General features: G+C 55.4%; 11 protein-coding genes. 5 read left to right on the top strand and 6 right to left on the bottom strand.

The window, feature by feature from the left end; genetic code table 11:
- Positions 1-185: 185 nt before the first annotated feature.
- On the bottom strand, positions 186-2,483 hold the full coding sequence (gene bglX / locus DFO57_RS01050; protein ID WP_013025134.1) for a beta-glucosidase BglX: 2,298 nt from the start codon (positions 2,481-2,483) through the stop codon (positions 186-188).
- 151 nt (positions 2,484-2,634) lie between these two features.
- Here bglX and dld point away from each other — a divergent pair, with 151 nt between their 5' ends.
- Positions 2,635-4,338 (top strand): D-lactate dehydrogenase, encoded by a 1,704-nt coding sequence (gene dld / locus DFO57_RS01045; RefSeq protein ID WP_019106157.1) that lies wholly within the window; start codon positions 2,635-2,637, stop codon positions 4,336-4,338.
- Between the two features lie 62 nt (positions 4,339-4,400).
- Here dld and DFO57_RS01040 read toward each other — a convergent pair whose 3' ends face one another.
- From DFO57_RS01040 to DFO57_RS01030, 3 genes are all read right to left on the bottom strand, one after another.
- Positions 4,401-6,851 carry a DUF3772 domain-containing protein gene (locus DFO57_RS01040; RefSeq protein WP_110014986.1) on the bottom strand — a complete coding sequence of 817 codons (2,451 nt, stop codon included), beginning with the start codon at positions 6,849-6,851 and terminating at the stop codon, positions 4,401-4,403.
- Between the two features lie 135 nt (positions 6,852-6,986).
- Positions 6,987-7,934, bottom strand: a complete 948-nt coding sequence (gene pbpG, locus DFO57_RS01035; protein WP_014593242.1) for a D-alanyl-D-alanine endopeptidase — start codon at positions 7,932-7,934, stop codon at positions 6,987-6,989.
- Positions 7,935-8,109: 175 nt separating this feature from the next.
- Positions 8,110-8,697 carry a Yip1 family protein gene (locus DFO57_RS01030; protein WP_013025130.1) on the bottom strand — a complete coding sequence of 196 codons (588 nt, stop codon included), beginning with the start codon at positions 8,695-8,697 and terminating at the stop codon, positions 8,110-8,112.
- 207 nt (positions 8,698-8,904) lie between these two features.
- Here DFO57_RS01030 and DFO57_RS01025 point away from each other — a divergent pair, with 207 nt between their 5' ends.
- Positions 8,905-9,486 carry a DedA family protein gene (locus DFO57_RS01025; protein ID WP_014593240.1) on the top strand — a complete coding sequence of 194 codons (582 nt, stop codon included), beginning with the start codon at positions 8,905-8,907 and terminating at the stop codon, positions 9,484-9,486.
- On the opposite strand, the gene DFO57_RS01020 is transcribed toward DFO57_RS01025, so the two are convergent.
- Entirely contained in the window at positions 9,480-10,253 is a 774-nt protein-coding gene (locus tag DFO57_RS01020) for an SDR family oxidoreductase (protein WP_022623669.1), read from the bottom strand. The two genes, DFO57_RS01025 and DFO57_RS01020, sit on opposite strands and share 7 nt — an antisense overlap.
- A 156-nt stretch (positions 10,254-10,409) precedes the next feature.
- On the opposite strand from DFO57_RS01020, the gene DFO57_RS01015 reads away from it, so the two are divergent.
- Both DFO57_RS01015 and DFO57_RS01010 read left to right on the top strand, forming a co-directional pair.
- On the top strand, positions 10,410-12,224 hold the full coding sequence (locus DFO57_RS01015; protein ID WP_110014985.1) for a glycoside hydrolase family 15 protein: 1,815 nt from the start codon (positions 10,410-10,412) through the stop codon (positions 12,222-12,224).
- A 196-nt stretch (positions 12,225-12,420) separates the two neighbouring features.
- Entirely contained in the window at positions 12,421-13,563 is a 1,143-nt protein-coding gene (locus tag DFO57_RS01010; RefSeq protein WP_014593237.1) for a L,D-transpeptidase family protein, read from the top strand.
- 94 nt (positions 13,564-13,657) lie between these two features.
- On the opposite strand, the gene DFO57_RS01005 is transcribed toward DFO57_RS01010, so the two are convergent.
- Positions 13,658-14,680 carry a transporter gene (locus tag DFO57_RS01005; protein WP_072138653.1) on the bottom strand — a complete coding sequence of 341 codons (1,023 nt, stop codon included), beginning with the start codon at positions 14,678-14,680 and terminating at the stop codon, positions 13,658-13,660.
- Positions 14,681-14,843: 163 nt separating this feature from the next.
- Here DFO57_RS01005 and DFO57_RS01000 point away from each other — a divergent pair, with 163 nt between their 5' ends.
- Positions 14,844-16,448: an inorganic phosphate transporter gene (locus tag DFO57_RS01000; RefSeq protein WP_104933275.1), complete on the top strand. Its 1,605-nt coding sequence runs from the start codon at positions 14,844-14,846 to the stop codon at positions 16,446-16,448.
- The last annotated feature ends 12 nt before the right edge of the window (positions 16,449-16,460 follow it).

Raw genomic sequence — 16,460 nt, 5'->3', positions numbered from 1 at the left:
CAGTACTTGAGGAATCCATTTTCCCCGAGGATAGAGCAGGATCACGTCTGCTGCCACGACAGGCAAGGGTAAAACTCTCAAAGTGAATCGATGAAGGCAGAAGGCAGGAACGGAGGATAAACCCGCCTCCCCGAACGGGGAAGCGGTGACATCAGCAGGAACCTGGAACCAGGTCCGTCTGAGGTTTACTGATAGGTGAACTGGGTGTTTTGCGTGCGGACTGAGTCCAGACCAATCATGACGTTAAATTTACCCGGTTCGGCAACGTGCTTCATCTGCTGGTTCCAGAACTTCAGCGCATCCACATCAATCTTAAAGGTCACCTGCTGAGATTCACCGGCTTTGAGCATAATGCGCTTGAAGCCATGCAACTCTTTTACCGGACGGCTGATGCTGGCAACGGGATCGTTAAGATAGAGCTGTACCACCGTGGCACCGTCCACTTTGCCGCTGTTCGTTACGGTTACGCTGGCTTCGATACTGCCGTTGTGCGCCATCGTTTCTGATGAAAGCGTGACTGGCGACACGGTGAACGTGGTGTAGCTCAGGCCATAACCAAACGGATAAAGTGGGCCGTTTTCCGCATCGTAGTAGTGCGATGTGTACTTGTTGGGCTTGGCAAAATTGTACGGGCGGCCTGTCGGTAAATGGTTGTAATAGATGGGAATCTGGCCTACGGAACGGGGGAAAGACATCGGCAGTTTACCCGATGGGTTGTAATCGCCAAACAGCACATCCGCGATAGCATTGCCCCCTTCTGTTCCGCTGAACCAGGTTTCCAGCATGGCATCGGCCATTCTGTCTTCATCAACCAGCGTCAATGGGCGACCATTCATCAGCACAATCACCAGCGGCTTGCCTGTCGCTTTCAGCGCGGCTAACAGCTTCTGTTGCGAAGGCGGGATCATCAGATTACTGCGGCTGGACGCCTCGTGCGCCATGCCCTGCGCTTCCCCTACCGCCGCCACGATGACATCGGCCTGCTTCGCTTTCTCGACCGCCTCATCAATCATTGCCTGCGGCGAACGCGGATCGACCGCCACGGCCGGTTCATACATGTTGAGGAAGTCCTGAATGCCTTTGTTATCTGACACGTTCGCGCCTTTGGCGTACAGCAGCGTGGCTTTGCCTTCGGTGGCGTTTTTCATGCCCTGCAGCAGGGAAACCGACTGTTTGGCGACGCCCGCCGCCGACCAGCTGCCCATGACGTCACGCTGGCTGTCGGCAAGCGGTCCAATCAAGGCAATGGTGCCAGATTTCTTCAGCGGTAAGGTATCAAGGCGGTTTTTCAGCAGCACCATACTCTTGCGGGCCACATCGCGGGCTTCCGGGCGGTGTAAGCGGCTTTCTGCGTTGGTATCCTGCGGATCGCTCTCTTTCGGGCCAAGATGACTGTAGGGATCGTTAAACAGCCCCATATCGTATTTCACATTGAGCACGTGCCGGGCCGCATCATCGATTTCGGCTTTGCTGACGATGCCGCGCTTCACCAGGTCGGGTAAATACTGGCTGTAGTATTCATCGCTCATACTCATATCTACGCCAGACTTAATGGCAATACGCACGGCATCCTGGGGATCGCTCGCCACACCGTGCTTGATCAGCTCTTTAATCGCCCCGTGATCGCTGATGGTTATTCCTTTGAATTTCCATTCATGACGCAGCAGATCTTTCAGCAGCCAGCTGTCGGCCGTTGCGGGCACGCCATTAATTGAATTCAGCGCGACCATTACGCCGCCGCTGCCGGCATCCAGCGAGGCTTTATACGGCGGCAGGTAGTCCTGGAACATGCGCTGTGGGCTCATATCCACGGTGTTGTAATCGCGTCCGCCTTCCACCGCGCCATAGAGCGCAAAGTGTTTCACGCTGGTCATAATGTTGTAACGGTCTGCGGGGCTTTTGCCCTGCATCGCCTGCACCATGGTGCGTCCCATGGCAGAGGTTAAATAGGTGTCCTCGCCGAACCCTTCAGACACGCGGCCCCAGCGCGGTTCACGGCTGACGTCGACCATCGGTGCCCAGGTCATATTTAACCCATCGTCCGCCGCTTCATAGGCAGAAATGCGCCCCACTTCATTGACGGCGTCGAGATCCCAGCTGGATGCCAGCGCTAAGGGAATCGGGAAAATCGTTCGCTGCCCGTGTACCACGTCATAGGCAAAAAACAGCGGAATTTTCAGGCGGCTTAGCTGCATCACCTGGTCCTGCATCGCGCGAATATCCTGACGCGTCACGGTATTAAAAATGGCGCCAACCTGACCTTTGTGGATCATCTCACGTACGGCTTCTTTTGGCGTATCCGGGCCCACGCTGATTAAACGTAGCTGGCCGATTTTCTCGTCCAGCGTCATTTTTTTCAGCAGGTTGTTCACGTAGGCATCACGCGCCTGTTCGGTCATGGGATGGTGAACAGTGGGCTCCCCGGCAAATGCAGGTTGCAGAGCAAGGGAAACAGCGAGGCTAACAGAGCAAATCCATTTCATCAGGTTGGGTTCTCTTAAGTAACTGCGCAATATCGACTAAATGCAGAATGCCATCTTCAGAGCATAGCATGTCACCTGCGGCTATCACACTGCGCCCGACGCAACTCACGTGCTACAGTAATGACGCATGCATAAGACAAGGGAATTGCCCATGATGACACCTTCTGCCCTGATCGCCGATCTCCGCCGCCAGGTCGGCTCTGGTAACGTACTGACCGAGGCCGCCCATACCGCCCGCTATCGTAAAGGCTTCCGTTCCGGTGAGGGAGACGCGCTGGCGGTCGTCTTTCCTGCGACGCTGCTGGAACTGTGGCGCGTCCTGCAAACGCTGGTGACTGCCGATGCCATTATTCTGATGCAGGCGGCGAACACCGGCCTCACCGAAGGCTCAACGCCGCAGGGTAACGACTACGATCGCCCGCTGGTCATTGTCAGTACCCTGAGGCTGGATAAGCTACAGCTGATCGACAACGGCAAACAGGTGCTGGCCTTTCCGGGGAGTACGCTGTATCAGCTGGAAAAAATCCTCGCGCCGCTGGGCCGCGAGCCGCATTCCGTTATTGGATCATCCTGCATTGGCGCGTCGGTGCTGGGTGGCATCTGCAACAACTCCGGCGGTTCACTGATTAAACGTGGCCCGGCCTACAGTGAGATGGCGTTGTTTGCCCAGATTGATGCCCAGGGACGGCTGAAGTTGGTTAACCACCTTGGTATTGAGCTTGGCACCACGCCGGAAGAGATTCTGGGGCGGCTGGATGATGATCGCTGGCAGCCCGGGGATGTGCTGCATGACGGCCGTCATGCCTCCGATCACGACTACGCCGAACGGGTGCGTGATGTTGATGCGGATACGCCCGCCCGTTTTAACGCCGATGCCCGCCGCCTGTTTGAAGCGTCGGGCTGCGCAGGCAAGCTGGCGGTATTTGCGGTGCGCCTGGATACGTTTGCGCGCGAACCGCAACAGCAGGTGTTTTATATCGGCACCAATGATGCCTCGGTACTGGGTGACCTGCGCTGCCATATGCTGGCGAATTTTAACAATCTGCCCGTGGCCGCGGAATATATGCATCGGGATATCTACGACATCGCCGAAGTCTATGGCAAAGACACCTTCCTGATGATCGACAAGCTTGGCACCGATAAGATGCCGCTGTTTTTCAGTCTCAAGGGCCGGGTCGATGGCTGGTTGAACAAACTGTCGTTTATCAAACCGCATCTGAGCGACCGACTGCTGCAGCGCGTCAGTCGCCTCTTCCCCGCCCATCTTCCCAAACGCATGAAACAGTATCGTGATAAATACCAACACCATTTAATGCTGAAAATGTCGGGTGATGGCATTGCGGAGGCGCGTGACTATCTGCGTGAGTTTTTTCGTGAGGGCGGCGGCGAGTTTTTTGAATGCGAAGGAAAAGAAGGTGCGCATGCCTTTCTACATCGCTTTGCGGCCGCGGGCGCGGCGGTGCGCTATCACGCCGTTCATGCGGATGAGGTAGAAGATATTCTGGCGCTGGATATTGCGTTGCGTCGCAATGATAAAGCGTGGTTTGAGAGCCTGCCTGATGAGATTACCCAGTCGATAAGCCATCGCCTATATTACGGGCACTTCTTCTGCCATGTCTTCCATCAGGATTACATTGTGAAAAAAGGCGTGGATGTTCATGCGCTGAAAGAAAAGATGCTGGCGATTTTGCACAGCCGCGGGGCGGAATATCCGGCAGAGCATAATGTCGGGCATCTGTATCAGGCCCAGCCACAGCTCACCGCGTTTTACCGCAAGCTCGATCCTACCAACAGCTTTAATCCGGGCATCGGTAAAACCAGTAAGCTAAAAGGCTGGGCGGTAAAACAGCCCTGACTGGGCACGTCGCACCTGAACAGAGTAAAACGGGCGGCCAGCGAAAATGACCGCCCGTTTATTTAGCGAGGAGGTTCTTCGGTTACCGCATCAGAAGAAACCAGCTGACGGCGCTCAATAATCATGGTCTGAGGGGTGGACAGCACAATGCCCTCTTTACGCAAGCGGGTCAGAATATCGAACAGTAGATCGCTCTTTGCGCCCGCGATCTGGCGCTGACTGGCAACGTTGCCGGTGACGCTCAGCACGATGCCCTGGGCGGTAAGATCTTTAAAGGATACCGAGGGTTCCGGGTTCTCCAGAATACGCTCGTTTTCCTCATAGACCTTCAGCAAAATCTCCCGCACCTGTACCGGATCGATATCCAGCGGAAACGTCAGGCTAATGGTCACCACGCCCTGCGCATTGCCCATTGTCGCATTACGTACGTTCTGAGAGATGAACTGTGAGTTAGGCACGATCACGGTGGATTTATCACCCAGCTGGATTTCCGTTGCGCGCACGTTGATGCGGCGAATATCCCCTTCAACGCCACTGATCGTCACCAAATCCCCGACTTTGACCGGACGTTCAGTCAGCAAAATCAGACCGGAAATAAAGTTTTTAACGATTTCCTGCAGGCCGAAACCGATACCGACCGACAGGGCGCTGACGATCCAGGCCAGCTTGTTCCACTGCAGCCCCATAATCGATAGCGTCAGCAAAATAATCAGGACATAGCCGACGTTGCTGAACAGCGTGACCAGCGACATGCGCATGCCGCTGTCCATGGTGGTCTTCGGCAGGAAGTCGGTATCAAGCCAGCGACGTACCGAGCGCAGAATATAGATGCCCACAATCAGGCACAGCAGCGCGTTAACCAGGTGGGCAGGCACAATATTTAGGGATTCAAGGCCCTTACCGCCCCAGAACTCAATCGCCTTTTGCAGCAGCTCAATCGGGGTTGAGGAGGCAAAGGTGCCGTTCAGCAACGCCAGGGCCACGAACAAGATCAGGAAGGTTTTGCCGATCGCCGCAAGAATGATGGCAACCTGCTGCAGGTGGCGCTCATCAATATTCAGTGAGCCCTGAATGCGCTTGCCCGTGGTGTTATTGACTGAGAACAGACTTTCACAGCCGTCGTTAATCAGATGGCTGAGTATGTAAAACGAACCAAACAAAATGCCACACCACACCAGCTCGTAGCTTAAAAAACGCGCCAGGGTGACGTAACCAATCACCAGCGAAGCCAGAATCGTCAGCGACGTCAGCGTCAGGGCCATCTGAATCAGCCCTACCAGCGTTGAGCGCGCTTCCGGCGGCGTGCCTTCCTGCGCCAGACGCCGACGAACGCGCTTGGTGCGCATGCTGATTGCCAGCGCCGTGCTGCCGATCAGCAATGCCGTCAGGCCGTTAGCAAAGATACTGGTATTCAGGCTGGTCCCGGCGGTGTAGTTAAAGGACTCTACCGTCTGGAAAATAAACACCAGCAAGGCGGTGATAGGTGGGAAAGGTTTCAGGGCCAGCGCCACCTCGTTCGAGATGGTGGGTAAACGCCAGCTTGGCCGACGCGTGGACAAAAATGCCCGCCCGAGCCCGGCAATCAAACCACAATAAACGCTTAATTCGACCAGACGATAAATAAAGTCCTGCACGTCGCTGGAAACTTCATCGCGGCGGGTAAAGGCCTGGGAAATAAAGGCAAAGGTCAACACCACCGCCACCAGGCTGGTCAGGGCCACGGCCGTCGCCAGAAAGCTGCGGCGCAGGCGTCCTTCCGGCAGTTTATTAATGCTGACCCAGGCTAAAAATTCTTCGCCATAGCGGCGTCCCAACGTCATCACCAGCACGGCGGCCAGCAACCAGCCTAGCGTACCCAGACGCCAGCCTGACTCCCAGGATAGCGCAGCGGTATCTTTCAGCTCATTTAAGAAATCGCCAATCTTCTCATCATCAAGATCCTGACTGCTGAATACCGGCGACCAGAAACGTGGCCCTAAAATGCTGCCAGAGTTAAGCGCCAGTTTGTTTTTCAACTGATCGCGGCGCAGATTGACGATTTGCGATGACAGCATCAGGGCGCTGTTTTTAATGCCCTCCGCCTGCTTAATCTGATCGTCGAGCTTACTTTTCTGACTTTCCAGCGCGCTACGTTTGCGCGTGACGTCTGCTGTCTCTTTGACGCCGCTTTCCGGTTTGGGGGCTGGGCCAAGCACGGCCAGCTGGGCCTCAAGCTGCTGACGGTCAGGCTGCAACGCCTGGGCCAGCGTATCCGTATTGCCTGACAGCTCCAGCGCCATTTCATTCAGCCGACTCAGCTTATTTTCATCGCTTTCAACGGAAACCTGACTTTTAATTTTGTCGAGGATTTTCTGCATCTTGGGCAGCTCGACCGAGGCGTTCACTTTCGGCTTGTCGTCAGGCTGCTGGGTAGTGGTGGCCTGAGCCGGATCGTCTGCGGCGACGCTCAGGGTGGGAACGGCAGTGAACAATGCTAAAAAAATCAGAACAATAAAGGATCGTAACGTGAGCATATGAATGAGATTCCGGCACAGTAATCAGGCGAATCACCCTCGCCATTTGCGGGTAGTTTAAGTTTTCGCCTGGCGTGAAACTATAGGAATACCGATCAATATTGGTCGGGCCGCCCGCGGCGGCCCGACGGGATATTACTCTACTTCAGAACCGCTGGCAGCGTTGCTGGCAACCTGACCTGCTTTCTGTTTTTTATAGGCCAGCGCGGCCGCCGGAACCGGCGCCGCTTTGCCCGTTTCCAGCCAGTCGCGCAGACGGTTAGCATCGGCAAAATGGGTATATTTACCAAATGCATCCAGCACCACCAGTGCCACCGGGCGGTTTTTAATCATGGTACGCATGACCAGGCAATGTCCCGCTTCATCGGTATAGCCCGTTTTGGTCAACTGAATGTGCCAGCCATTCTTATACACCAGATGATTGGTATTGCGGAACGGCAGCGCGTAGCTGGGATGGGTAAATACTGCGGTTTCTTCTTTGGTCGTGCTCAGCTCGCCCAACAGGGGATATTCGCGCGTGGCTTTTAACAGCTTCACCAAATCTTCTGCGCTGGAGACGTTCTGAATGGAGAGACCGGTAGGTTCAACGTAATGGGTATGGTTCATGCCCAGCGCACGCGCCTTAGCATTCATCGCCTTAATAAAGGCGTTATATCCACCGGGATACGCATGGGCCAGGCTGGCCGCCGCGCGGTTTTCAGATGACATCAGCGCCAGCATCAGCATGCTCCGACGGCTTATCTGGCTGTTAAGCTTCACGCGTGAAAACACGCCGCGCATCTCTGGCGTCTGACTGATATCAACCGTGACCATCTCGTTCATCGGCTGATGCGCATCCAGTACCACCATTGCCGTCATCAACTTGGTGATCGAGGCAATCGGCCGCACCCGGTCAGGGTGACTGGAAAATAACGTTTTCCCGCTCGTCAGATCGACGATCAGGGCGCTGCCTGAGGCAATTTGCGGCTGAGCAATGGGCGCCATTTGCGACAGCGTCGTGGTCGCCTGTGCTGGAAGGGAAACAACCTGCCCGGAAACGAGCAGCGCCAGCGTTAACAGTGAAAAGCGAATTTTTGCAGGCATCGTGAAAAAAAGACCCGGTTAAGATTGTGCGCTGTGTAAACACAGGCCGCCGACGACTGAGCAGGCAGAGCGCGGGCTGGCCGCAGCATCATACTCTGAAGCGGTGAAATTATCCTGGTGAGATTGTTTCTGAGCGTTAAAAAGATGTTGCCGCCCTGCAGGCGGCAACGGCACGTTAAAACAGGTGCGGGCCATAGCCCCACAGAATCACGGTTAAGGCCAGCAACACTTCAAATACCAGCACGCCGATGGCCAGAGTGGAACTGGAAAAACGCAGGCTTTCATCCCGGTCAATGTTCAGAAACAGCGGGATGCCCACGTACAGCAGATAGCCGGTATACAGCAGCGCCAGCGCACCCGCTAATACGCACAGCCATACCAGCGGATAAAGTGCCACGAGTCCGCTTAAAAACAGCGGCGTAGCCACATAGCCCGCAAACACCGTACAGCGTTCAACGCCAGGGCGCTGCGGGTAGTCACGCGCCATCCAGTGAATAACGCGTCCCATCACCGCCACGCCGCCCAGAATCAACAGATAAAACAGAATACCCAGGCCCAGTGCTGTCAGGAAATTCAATTGTACATACTGCCCTTCACCCAGATTCCAGCCTGAGTTCGTGGTGCCGATTATGGCGCAAATAACCGGAATGGCTGCCATCAGCAGAACGTGATGAGTGTAATGGTGCGAAACCGTTTCGTTCTCTTGCTTGATATTGCGCATTTCCTGATTAGGATGCGCTAACAAACCCCAGACATGGTTCATACGCTTACTCCTCTGATGCCGTTGGGCTACCCCGTTTTGATGCAGCATCCACGTAAGGGCAGCATTGCTTACAGTATAAACGGCAAGGCAACTTCTGTGGGGCCTGCGCAAAAAAACAGCGAAAAAGATCGCTGATTAACGCTTAAACGGATGGCTTAACGAATCAGGTATAAACTGAAAGAAATTTCTTCACACAGGAAGTGCACCTTGCATTTGGATATCAACGCATTAATTACGCAGTACGGCTATCTTGCACTGTTTATCGGCTGTATTGCCGAAGGGGAAACATTTCTGTTGCTGGGCGGCGTAGCCGCGCATGAAGGATTACTGCATTACGCGGGTGTGGTACTGGCGGCGATGGCAGGCGGCATTCTGGGCGACCAGCTGCTCTTCTGGATTGGCCGGCGCTTTGGTACAGGCATCCTGCGGCGGTTTAAAAAACATCAGGACAAAATTGTTAAAGCTAACCGCCTGATTAAGCGGCGTCCCAGCCTGTTCGTGATCGGCGCGCGCTTTATGTACGGCTTTCGCCTGATTGGCCCCATTATCATTGGGGCAAGCCGCCTCAATCCGCTGAAGTTTCTGGCGCTTAACATCATTGGGGCGGCATTATGGTCACTGCTGTTTGTGACACTCGGCTATTTTGCTGGCGGAATTATTGCCCCCTGGCTGCACAAGCTTGATCAGCACTTTAAACATCTGCTGTGGCTGGCTGCCGCCGTGCTCTTTGCCTTTGGGGTTCGCTGGGCCATTCGCCACTGGAATAACCGCCGGGCCGACGATCAGTAACCCTTGAACTGGGGATTTGCCAGCATAAAGCCGCCATCGATGATAAATGACTGGCCGGTGGTATAGGTGGCCCATTCAGAGCTCAGCCAGGCCACCATGCTGGCAATTTCGTGCGTATCTCCTGGACGACCCGCAGGGATCTCAGGCATTTTGACCTTGTGCGCATCGTCATCGGTCATTTTGTTCATCGGCGTGGCGATCGCGCCTGGCGCCACGGCGTTCACCAGAATATTGTGGGGCAGCAAACTCAAGGCCATCGATTTAGTCAGCCCGCCTGCCGCATGTTTAGCCGCGGTGTAGGCAACGGAACCCGGCAGCGGAGTATGTTCATGCACGGAGGTGATGTTGATGATACGTCCGCCCTGCCCCTGCTTGATCATGTTGCGTGCCGCAACCTGGCCGCAGATAAACACGCCATCCACATCTACGCTAAATGTCTTACGCCAGTCTTCCCAGGTCACGTCCATAAAGTCCGCTTTGAAATTCGCCCCGGCATTGTTGACCAGAACATCAATGCGGCCCAGCTTGTCTATAAGCTGCTGCAGCACCTTGCCCCCTGCGGGCGGATCGGCCAGGTCGAGCTGGATCGTCTCAGCTCGCTGCCCAATCTCCGCCACCCGTTTTGCCGTGCGCTGTGCGCCTTCCTCATCAGACCGCCAGGTGATGCCAATATCAAACCCCTGCTCTGCTAACATTTCAGCACAACGACTGCCAATGCCTGAATCCGACGCGGTAACGATTGCAACTTTTCGTTGTGGTGTAGTCATGACGGTCTCCTCTGGAAGTGTATGAAAAGTATATACCGCAATGAAAATTGTGCCGTTTGCGGACGGCCCGGCGCCCGGATTAACGATCTGTGTCAGAACACAGCGCGATGAAGGCACCTGGCTATAGTTAAGGCTGACACTGACAGGGAGAAACCGATGAGTAAGGTTAAACGTAAGATTGACGACCATGGCGTAATAGGCGATTTACGCACCTGCGCCCTGGTCGCAAACGATGGCACTATCGATTATCTCTGCTGGCCAGAACTGGACAGCCCATCGGTGTTTTCCGCCCTGCTGGACAGCGACGAGGCCGGCCTGTTTTCCCTGGCACCCGAGTGGCAAAACGCCCGTCGCCAGCAAATCTATCTGCCTGATACCAACATCCTGCAGACCCGCTGGCTGGCCGAAGAAGGCGTCGCCGAGATCACCGACTACATGCCGATTTGCGACCGGCAGGATAAACTGCCGCGTATCATCCGTCGGGTAAAGATGGTTCGGGGCCGGGCACGCTTTAATATGGTGTGCTCCCCGCGCCATGATTACGCCCGGGCGGACACCCGCGCTGAGGTACAGCGGGGCTGTATCGATTTTCACGCCACCGATCAGCCCTCGCTGCGCCTGGCAGCAACGGTGGTGATGACGCTGGAAGGCAATCACGCCACCGCCAGTTTTGAGCTTAAAGCCGGTGAACATGCCGAATTCGAATTTGGCAGCGTACAGGATGCCCACATCGAAAAGCTGGCCACCGCCAACTGCTTTGAAGAAACGCTGAGCTACTGGCGGGAATGGAGCAGCCGCAGCACCTATCACGGTCGCTGGCAGGAGATGGTACAACGCTCTGCGCTGGTTCTTAAGCTGCTGACCTCCTGGCAACACGGCTCCATCGCCGCGGCTGCCACCTTTGGCCTGCCCGAGGAGCTGGGCGGCGAGCGCAACTGGGATTACCGCGCCTCCTGGATACGGGATGCCTCATTCAGCATGTACGCCCTGATGCGGCTGGGTTACGTGGACGAAGCCAAGCACTTTACGGAATGGGTCGGTCGCTGTGTAGAAAACAGCCACCACGATGAAATGCGGCTGCAGGTGATGTACCGCCTGGACAGCAGTACGGATCTTCAGGAGATGTCGCTGCTTAACCTGTCCGGCTATGCCAACTCCAGTCCGGTGCGCATTGGTAACGATGCCTGGCGGCAAAAACAGCTAGATATTTATGGCGAACTGATGGATGCCATCTACCTGTCCAACAAATACGGCGAGGCCATTTCTCAGCGGGGCTGGAATCATGTGTCAGAAATGCTGGACTGGCTGTGCGATAACTGGCATCAGCCCGATGCCGGCATCTGGGAAATGCGCGGCGAGCCGGAGCACTTCCTTCACTCACGTTTAATGTGTTGGGTCGCTCTGGATCGGGGCCTGCGGCTGGCAATGAAGCGTTCACTGCCGATGCCTTACGATCGCTGGGACAAAACCCGTCGCGAGATCCGCGATGATATCTGGAAGAATTTCTGGAACAGTGAACGCGGGCATTTTGTTTCGACCCGCCACGGTGAACACCTTGATGCCTCCATGCTGCTTATGCCGCTGGTGCGTTTTGTGGGCGCCACCGATCCGGACTGGATCGCCACGCTGGATGCCATCCAGGTGAACCTGGTAAGCGACGGCATGGTACGTCGTTATAACATTCACGAAACGCCAGCTGATGGGCTAACGGGCGCAGAGGGCTCTTTTGGTGCCTGCTCGTTCTGGTATGTGGAATGTCTGGCGCGTGCCGGACGCATTCGCGAGGCACATTTTGAGTTCGAGAAATTACTGAGCTACGCTAATCCGTTGGGTTTGTATGCGGAAGAGTTTGACAGTCATGGGCAGGCATTGGGAAATACGCCCCAGGCGTTGACGCATCTTGCGTTGATCAGCGCTGCGTTTTTCCTGAACCGTAAGCTAAACGGGGACGTCACGCTTTGGCAGCCATAATGGGCTGTTTTTCGCCCAAATTGGTAAAGAACAAAGGCAGATAACGCAGGCGAGTCAGGTAAAGTATTTTAAAGCGGTTAAAATCCTGATTCACAACATCAGTTTAATGAACATATAATGCGCAGCAGGTCATAGTGACCAGCATGGGTTCGATACATTGACAAGCCTGAAACATGGCGATAAAGACTTGTAAAATATGAAAAAAAGCATTCGCGCGTTCGCTTCACTTGCATTGGCTTTGGCGGCATTCAGTCAGTCAGCCCTTGCTGTTGTTTACCCGTTACCGCCGGCAAACAGCCGTCTGACCGGGCAAAATATTGAAATTACCATTCCCGAGGACAGCAAATTACCTCTGGAAGCTTTTGCAGCTCAGTTCCAAATGGGCCTCAGCAATATGCTGGAAGCCAACCCGGGCGTTGACGTTTATCTGCCAAAACCTGGCAGCAAACTGATTATCCCACAGCAGTTACTGTTACCTGACGCGCCGCGTGAAGGCATTGTGATCAACAGTGCTGAAATGCGTCTTTACTACTATCCGAAAGGCACCAAAACGGTGGTTGTACTGCCTATCGGTATCGGTGAACTGGGTAAAGACACGCCGCTGAACTGGACCACCACTGTTCAGCGTAAAAAAGATGGTCCGACGTGGACGCCAACGAAAGCGATGCACGCGGAGTACGCTTCACGTGGTGAAAACCTGCCTGCCGTCTTCCCGGCCGGTCCGGATAACCCGATGGGGCTGTATGCGCTCTATATCGGTCGTCTGTATGCCATTCACGGCACCAACGCTAACTTCGGTATTGGCCTGCGGGTCAGTCACGGTTGTGTGCGCTTACGTGCCGACGACATCAAATGGCTGTTCGATCATGTGCCGGTTGGCACGCGCGTGCAGTTTATCAACCAGCCGGTGAAAGCCTCGGTTGAGCCAGACGGTTCACGCTGGATGGAAGTGCACAATCCGCTCTCGACCACGGAAGAGCAGTTTAACTCTCGTGAGCTGGTGCCAATTACGCTGACCCAGGCCGTTGGCAAAGTTCTGGTAGACGGCAGCATCAACCAGTCTCAGGTTGATAAAGCGATTCAGAACCGCTCCGGTATGCCCGTGCAGGTTAACGCGCCAGAAAACAACGTGGTGCCCGCGCCTGTTCAGGTAACCGAAGGCGAAGACGCCGAGCCGAAGGAAGAGCCGATGACGCCGGTGATGTCACAGCCAACGAATCCGGTCGCTGTGCAGCCTGAGCCTCAGCAGTCGCAACCGGCAGAACAGCAGCCGCAGGTTCAGCCTTCGCAGCCTGTGCAGCCGTCACAGCCTGCGCCAGCAAGCAATGGTAATCTGTAAGGTCTGATCCTTAACGGGGTAAAAAGCCAGTGCCGGTTAACCGGGCTGGCTTTTTTTTTGTGCCCTTTACAGGCTTTGTCACCGGGTGCAGCCTCTACACGGTGGGCCTTCGCAAGGCCAGCCAGCCCGCCAGCAGGGTAAACGCGAGCACGATCAGTACCAGCAGTAAAAACCCGTGCGGATTCGCTGCCAGCGGAATACCGCCTACATTCATGCCAAAAAATCCCGCCACAATATTAATTGGCAGTGCCAGAACGGTTATCACGGTTAACAGGTAGAGCGTGCGGTTACTCTGTTCCATCAGACGCGCCGCAATCTCTTCCTGCAGCAGCCGGATGCGCTCCATCAGGCTGGCGAGATCGTTGAGCACCACGCTGAACTCTTCGGTAAACGCCCGCAGCTCGCGGAGCGTGTCGTGGTTGAGCCAGGCCGGAGGTCGGTTGAGCAAGCGAAACAGCGCCGCCGGTTCAGGTGCCAGGAGGCGCTGAATCCGCAACAGCATGCGCCGATAGTGCCCCAGCTCGCTGCGATTAGCTTTAATGGCGGGGCTCAAGAGGCGCTCTTCAATGTTATCGACCACCTGACTGATGCGCCGCACGACCTGTTCCAGTTGGGACTCCTGCTCACCAAGCAGATAAAGCAACAAAGCCTCTGCACTGGAAAAGCTATGCCGGGCTAACCTCTGCTGCATCTTTTCAATCATCACTGACGGGCGATAACGTGCGCTGACCACCAGGTTACGCCGGCACCATATCCACAGCGTCGCATTTTGCGTACTGCGGTTCTCCTGGTTAAGCGTGACGTCGTTGAGTACCGCCAGCAACGCGCTACTTTGCTCCGCCAGCCGGGTTCGCGGCGAGGCCGAGTGAATTTCATCGAAGAAGTCATCATCCACCTGAAAATGACTCTGCACCCAGTGCTGCGCGCGGGCATGGTTCAGATTGATATGCAGCCAGAGAAAGCCGTCATCAGGAAGATGCTCACCGAGTTTAACTGCTTCACGGGCATTCAGGCGAACAGGAAGGGCATCGGGAGAAAAGAGATAACCATGAATGAGTCCTGCCACATCATCATCAAAATCACGTTTTTGTGGGGTAAGAACAAGGTCTGTCGCCATGGCTATCCTGTCAGCATCATTAATAAAGAGGTTCAGCCTGCTGAAGTTTTGTTACAGCAAAATGACCTCTCACGGCGCAGATCATTTTTTTGTCACAAAAAGCGGGTATCACACAGCGTGAAACAGATGTAAATCCGCATCTGCATCCGCTATGAGGTTTTGCATGAGCGAAAACAGTTTACCCTCTTCAGGCCCGACTCATGGACGACCCAATTTCAATGGCAAAGGTAGCCGCTTCACAAAACCGATTTTCTTTCTTCTGCTGATCGCCGGTCTGGCCTTTGCCGGATTTAACCTGTTTCATGACGTAGAAAAAACCAACACGCCGGTCACCAGTTACTTACCCTTCTTTTTATTGGGCCTCGCGCTGCTGATTGCGCTGGGCTTTGAGTTTGTAAACGGTTTTCACGATACCGCAAATGCGGTCGCGACGGTCATCTATACCCACTCTCTGACGCCCGGTGTTGCCGTGGTCTGGTCGGGATTCTGCAATTTCCTTGGCGTGATGCTCTCCAGCGGTGTGGTGGCGTTTGGGATTATTTCGTTGCTGCCCGTCGAACTGATATTGCAGGCCAGCAGCGGCAACGGTTTTGCCATGATTTATGCCCTGCTCTTCTCGGCCATTATCTGGAACCTGGGCACCTGGTATCTTGGCCTGCCCTCCTCCTCCTCGCACACCTTGATTGGCTCGATCATCGGAGTGGGCGTTGCCAATGCCATGCTGCACGGCCGCAGCGGGCTGAGCGGTGTGGACTGGGAGCAGGCGCTCAAAGTCGGTTATGCCCTTCTGCTGTCGCCGGTGGTGGGGTTTGTCTGCGCAGCCCTGCTGCTGTGGACGATGAAGCTGTTTATTCGTAACCGTCAGCTTTATCAGGCCCCGCAGAGCAACGAGCCGCCGCCCGTCTGGATCCGTGGACTGCTGATTCTGACCTGTACCGGCGTCTCTTTTGCCCATGGATCGAATGACGGACAAAAAGGCATGGGGCTCATCATGCTTATCCTGGTCGGCACCATGCCGATCGCCTATGCCCTGAACCGTTCCCTGCCGCCCGATCAGATCCCGCGCGTGGCCGCCCTGACCGACGTCACGGCGCGCCAGCTCCTGCACATTCAGCCTGCCATCACGCCCGCACCGGCCCCACGGGACGTGTTAACCGCATTTGTCAGCAGCGAACAAATGAATGCCAACGTGCTGCCGGCCCTGGCGATGACGCTGCACGACGTGGGCGAACAGATCCGCCGCTACGGCTCGATGGAAAATATCCCGGCGCAATCCGTGAGCAACACGCGCAATCAAATGTACCTCGCGTCGGAGTCCATTAAACATTTGCAAAGCGCCCACGTTGCCCTGCCGGACGACACTGAACGCAATTTAACCGCCGTGAAAACCGAGCTGGACAGCGCTACGCGCTTTATTCCTGTCTGGGTGAAGGTGGTCGTGGCGATTGCACTGGGGCTGGGCACAATGGTGGGCTGGCGTCGCATTGTGGTCACCGTGGGGGAACGTATCGGTAAAACCCATCTGACCTATGCACAGGGTGCCAGCGCCGAACTGGTGGCGATGGTGACCATCGGCGCGGCCGACGCATTCGGTTTGCCCGTGTCCACCACACACGTTCTCTCCTCGGGTGTGGCAGGCACCATGGCGGCGAACCGATCAGGCCTGCAAATGTCCACGCTGCGGAATCTGGCAGTGGCCTGGATATTGACGCTGCCGGTTTCAGTCTTACTTTCTGCCCTGCTCTACGGGCTGTTTATCCACATCTGACCAGGTGATTCG

The organism is Pantoea sp. AG702, from assembly GCF_003182295.1.
GTDB lineage: Bacteria > Pseudomonadota > Gammaproteobacteria > Enterobacterales > Enterobacteriaceae > Pantoea > Pantoea ananatis.
This window is presented reverse-complemented; position numbering and strand designations above follow the sequence as displayed.

Excerpts from the sequence above, each read along its gene's own strand:
- DFO57_RS01015 (WP_110014985.1), top strand. The coding sequence starts at position 10,410 with ATGAGTAAGGTTAAACGTAAGATTGACGACCATGGCGTAATAGGCGAT.
- dld (WP_019106157.1), top strand. The coding sequence starts at position 2,635 with ATGATGACACCTTCTGCCCTGATCGCCGATCTCCGCCGCCAGGTCGGC.
- bglX (WP_013025134.1), bottom strand. The coding sequence starts at position 2,483 with ATGAAATGGATTTGCTCTGTTAGCCTCGCTGTTTCCCTTGCTCTGCAA.
- DFO57_RS01000 (WP_104933275.1), top strand. The coding sequence starts at position 14,844 with ATGAGCGAAAACAGTTTACCCTCTTCAGGCCCGACTCATGGACGACCC.
- DFO57_RS01030 (WP_013025130.1), bottom strand. The coding sequence starts at position 8,697 with ATGAACCATGTCTGGGGTTTGTTAGCGCATCCTAATCAGGAAATGCGC.
- DFO57_RS01005 (WP_072138653.1), bottom strand. The coding sequence starts at position 14,680 with ATGGCGACAGACCTTGTTCTTACCCCACAAAAACGTGATTTTGATGAT.
- DFO57_RS01020 (WP_022623669.1), bottom strand. The coding sequence starts at position 10,253 with ATGACTACACCACAACGAAAAGTTGCAATCGTTACCGCGTCGGATTCA.
- DFO57_RS01010 (WP_014593237.1), top strand. The coding sequence starts at position 12,421 with ATGAAAAAAAGCATTCGCGCGTTCGCTTCACTTGCATTGGCTTTGGCG.
- DFO57_RS01040 (WP_110014986.1), bottom strand. The coding sequence starts at position 6,851 with ATGCTCACGTTACGATCCTTTATTGTTCTGATTTTTTTAGCATTGTTC.
- pbpG (WP_014593242.1), bottom strand. The coding sequence starts at position 7,934 with ATGCCTGCAAAAATTCGCTTTTCACTGTTAACGCTGGCGCTGCTCGTT.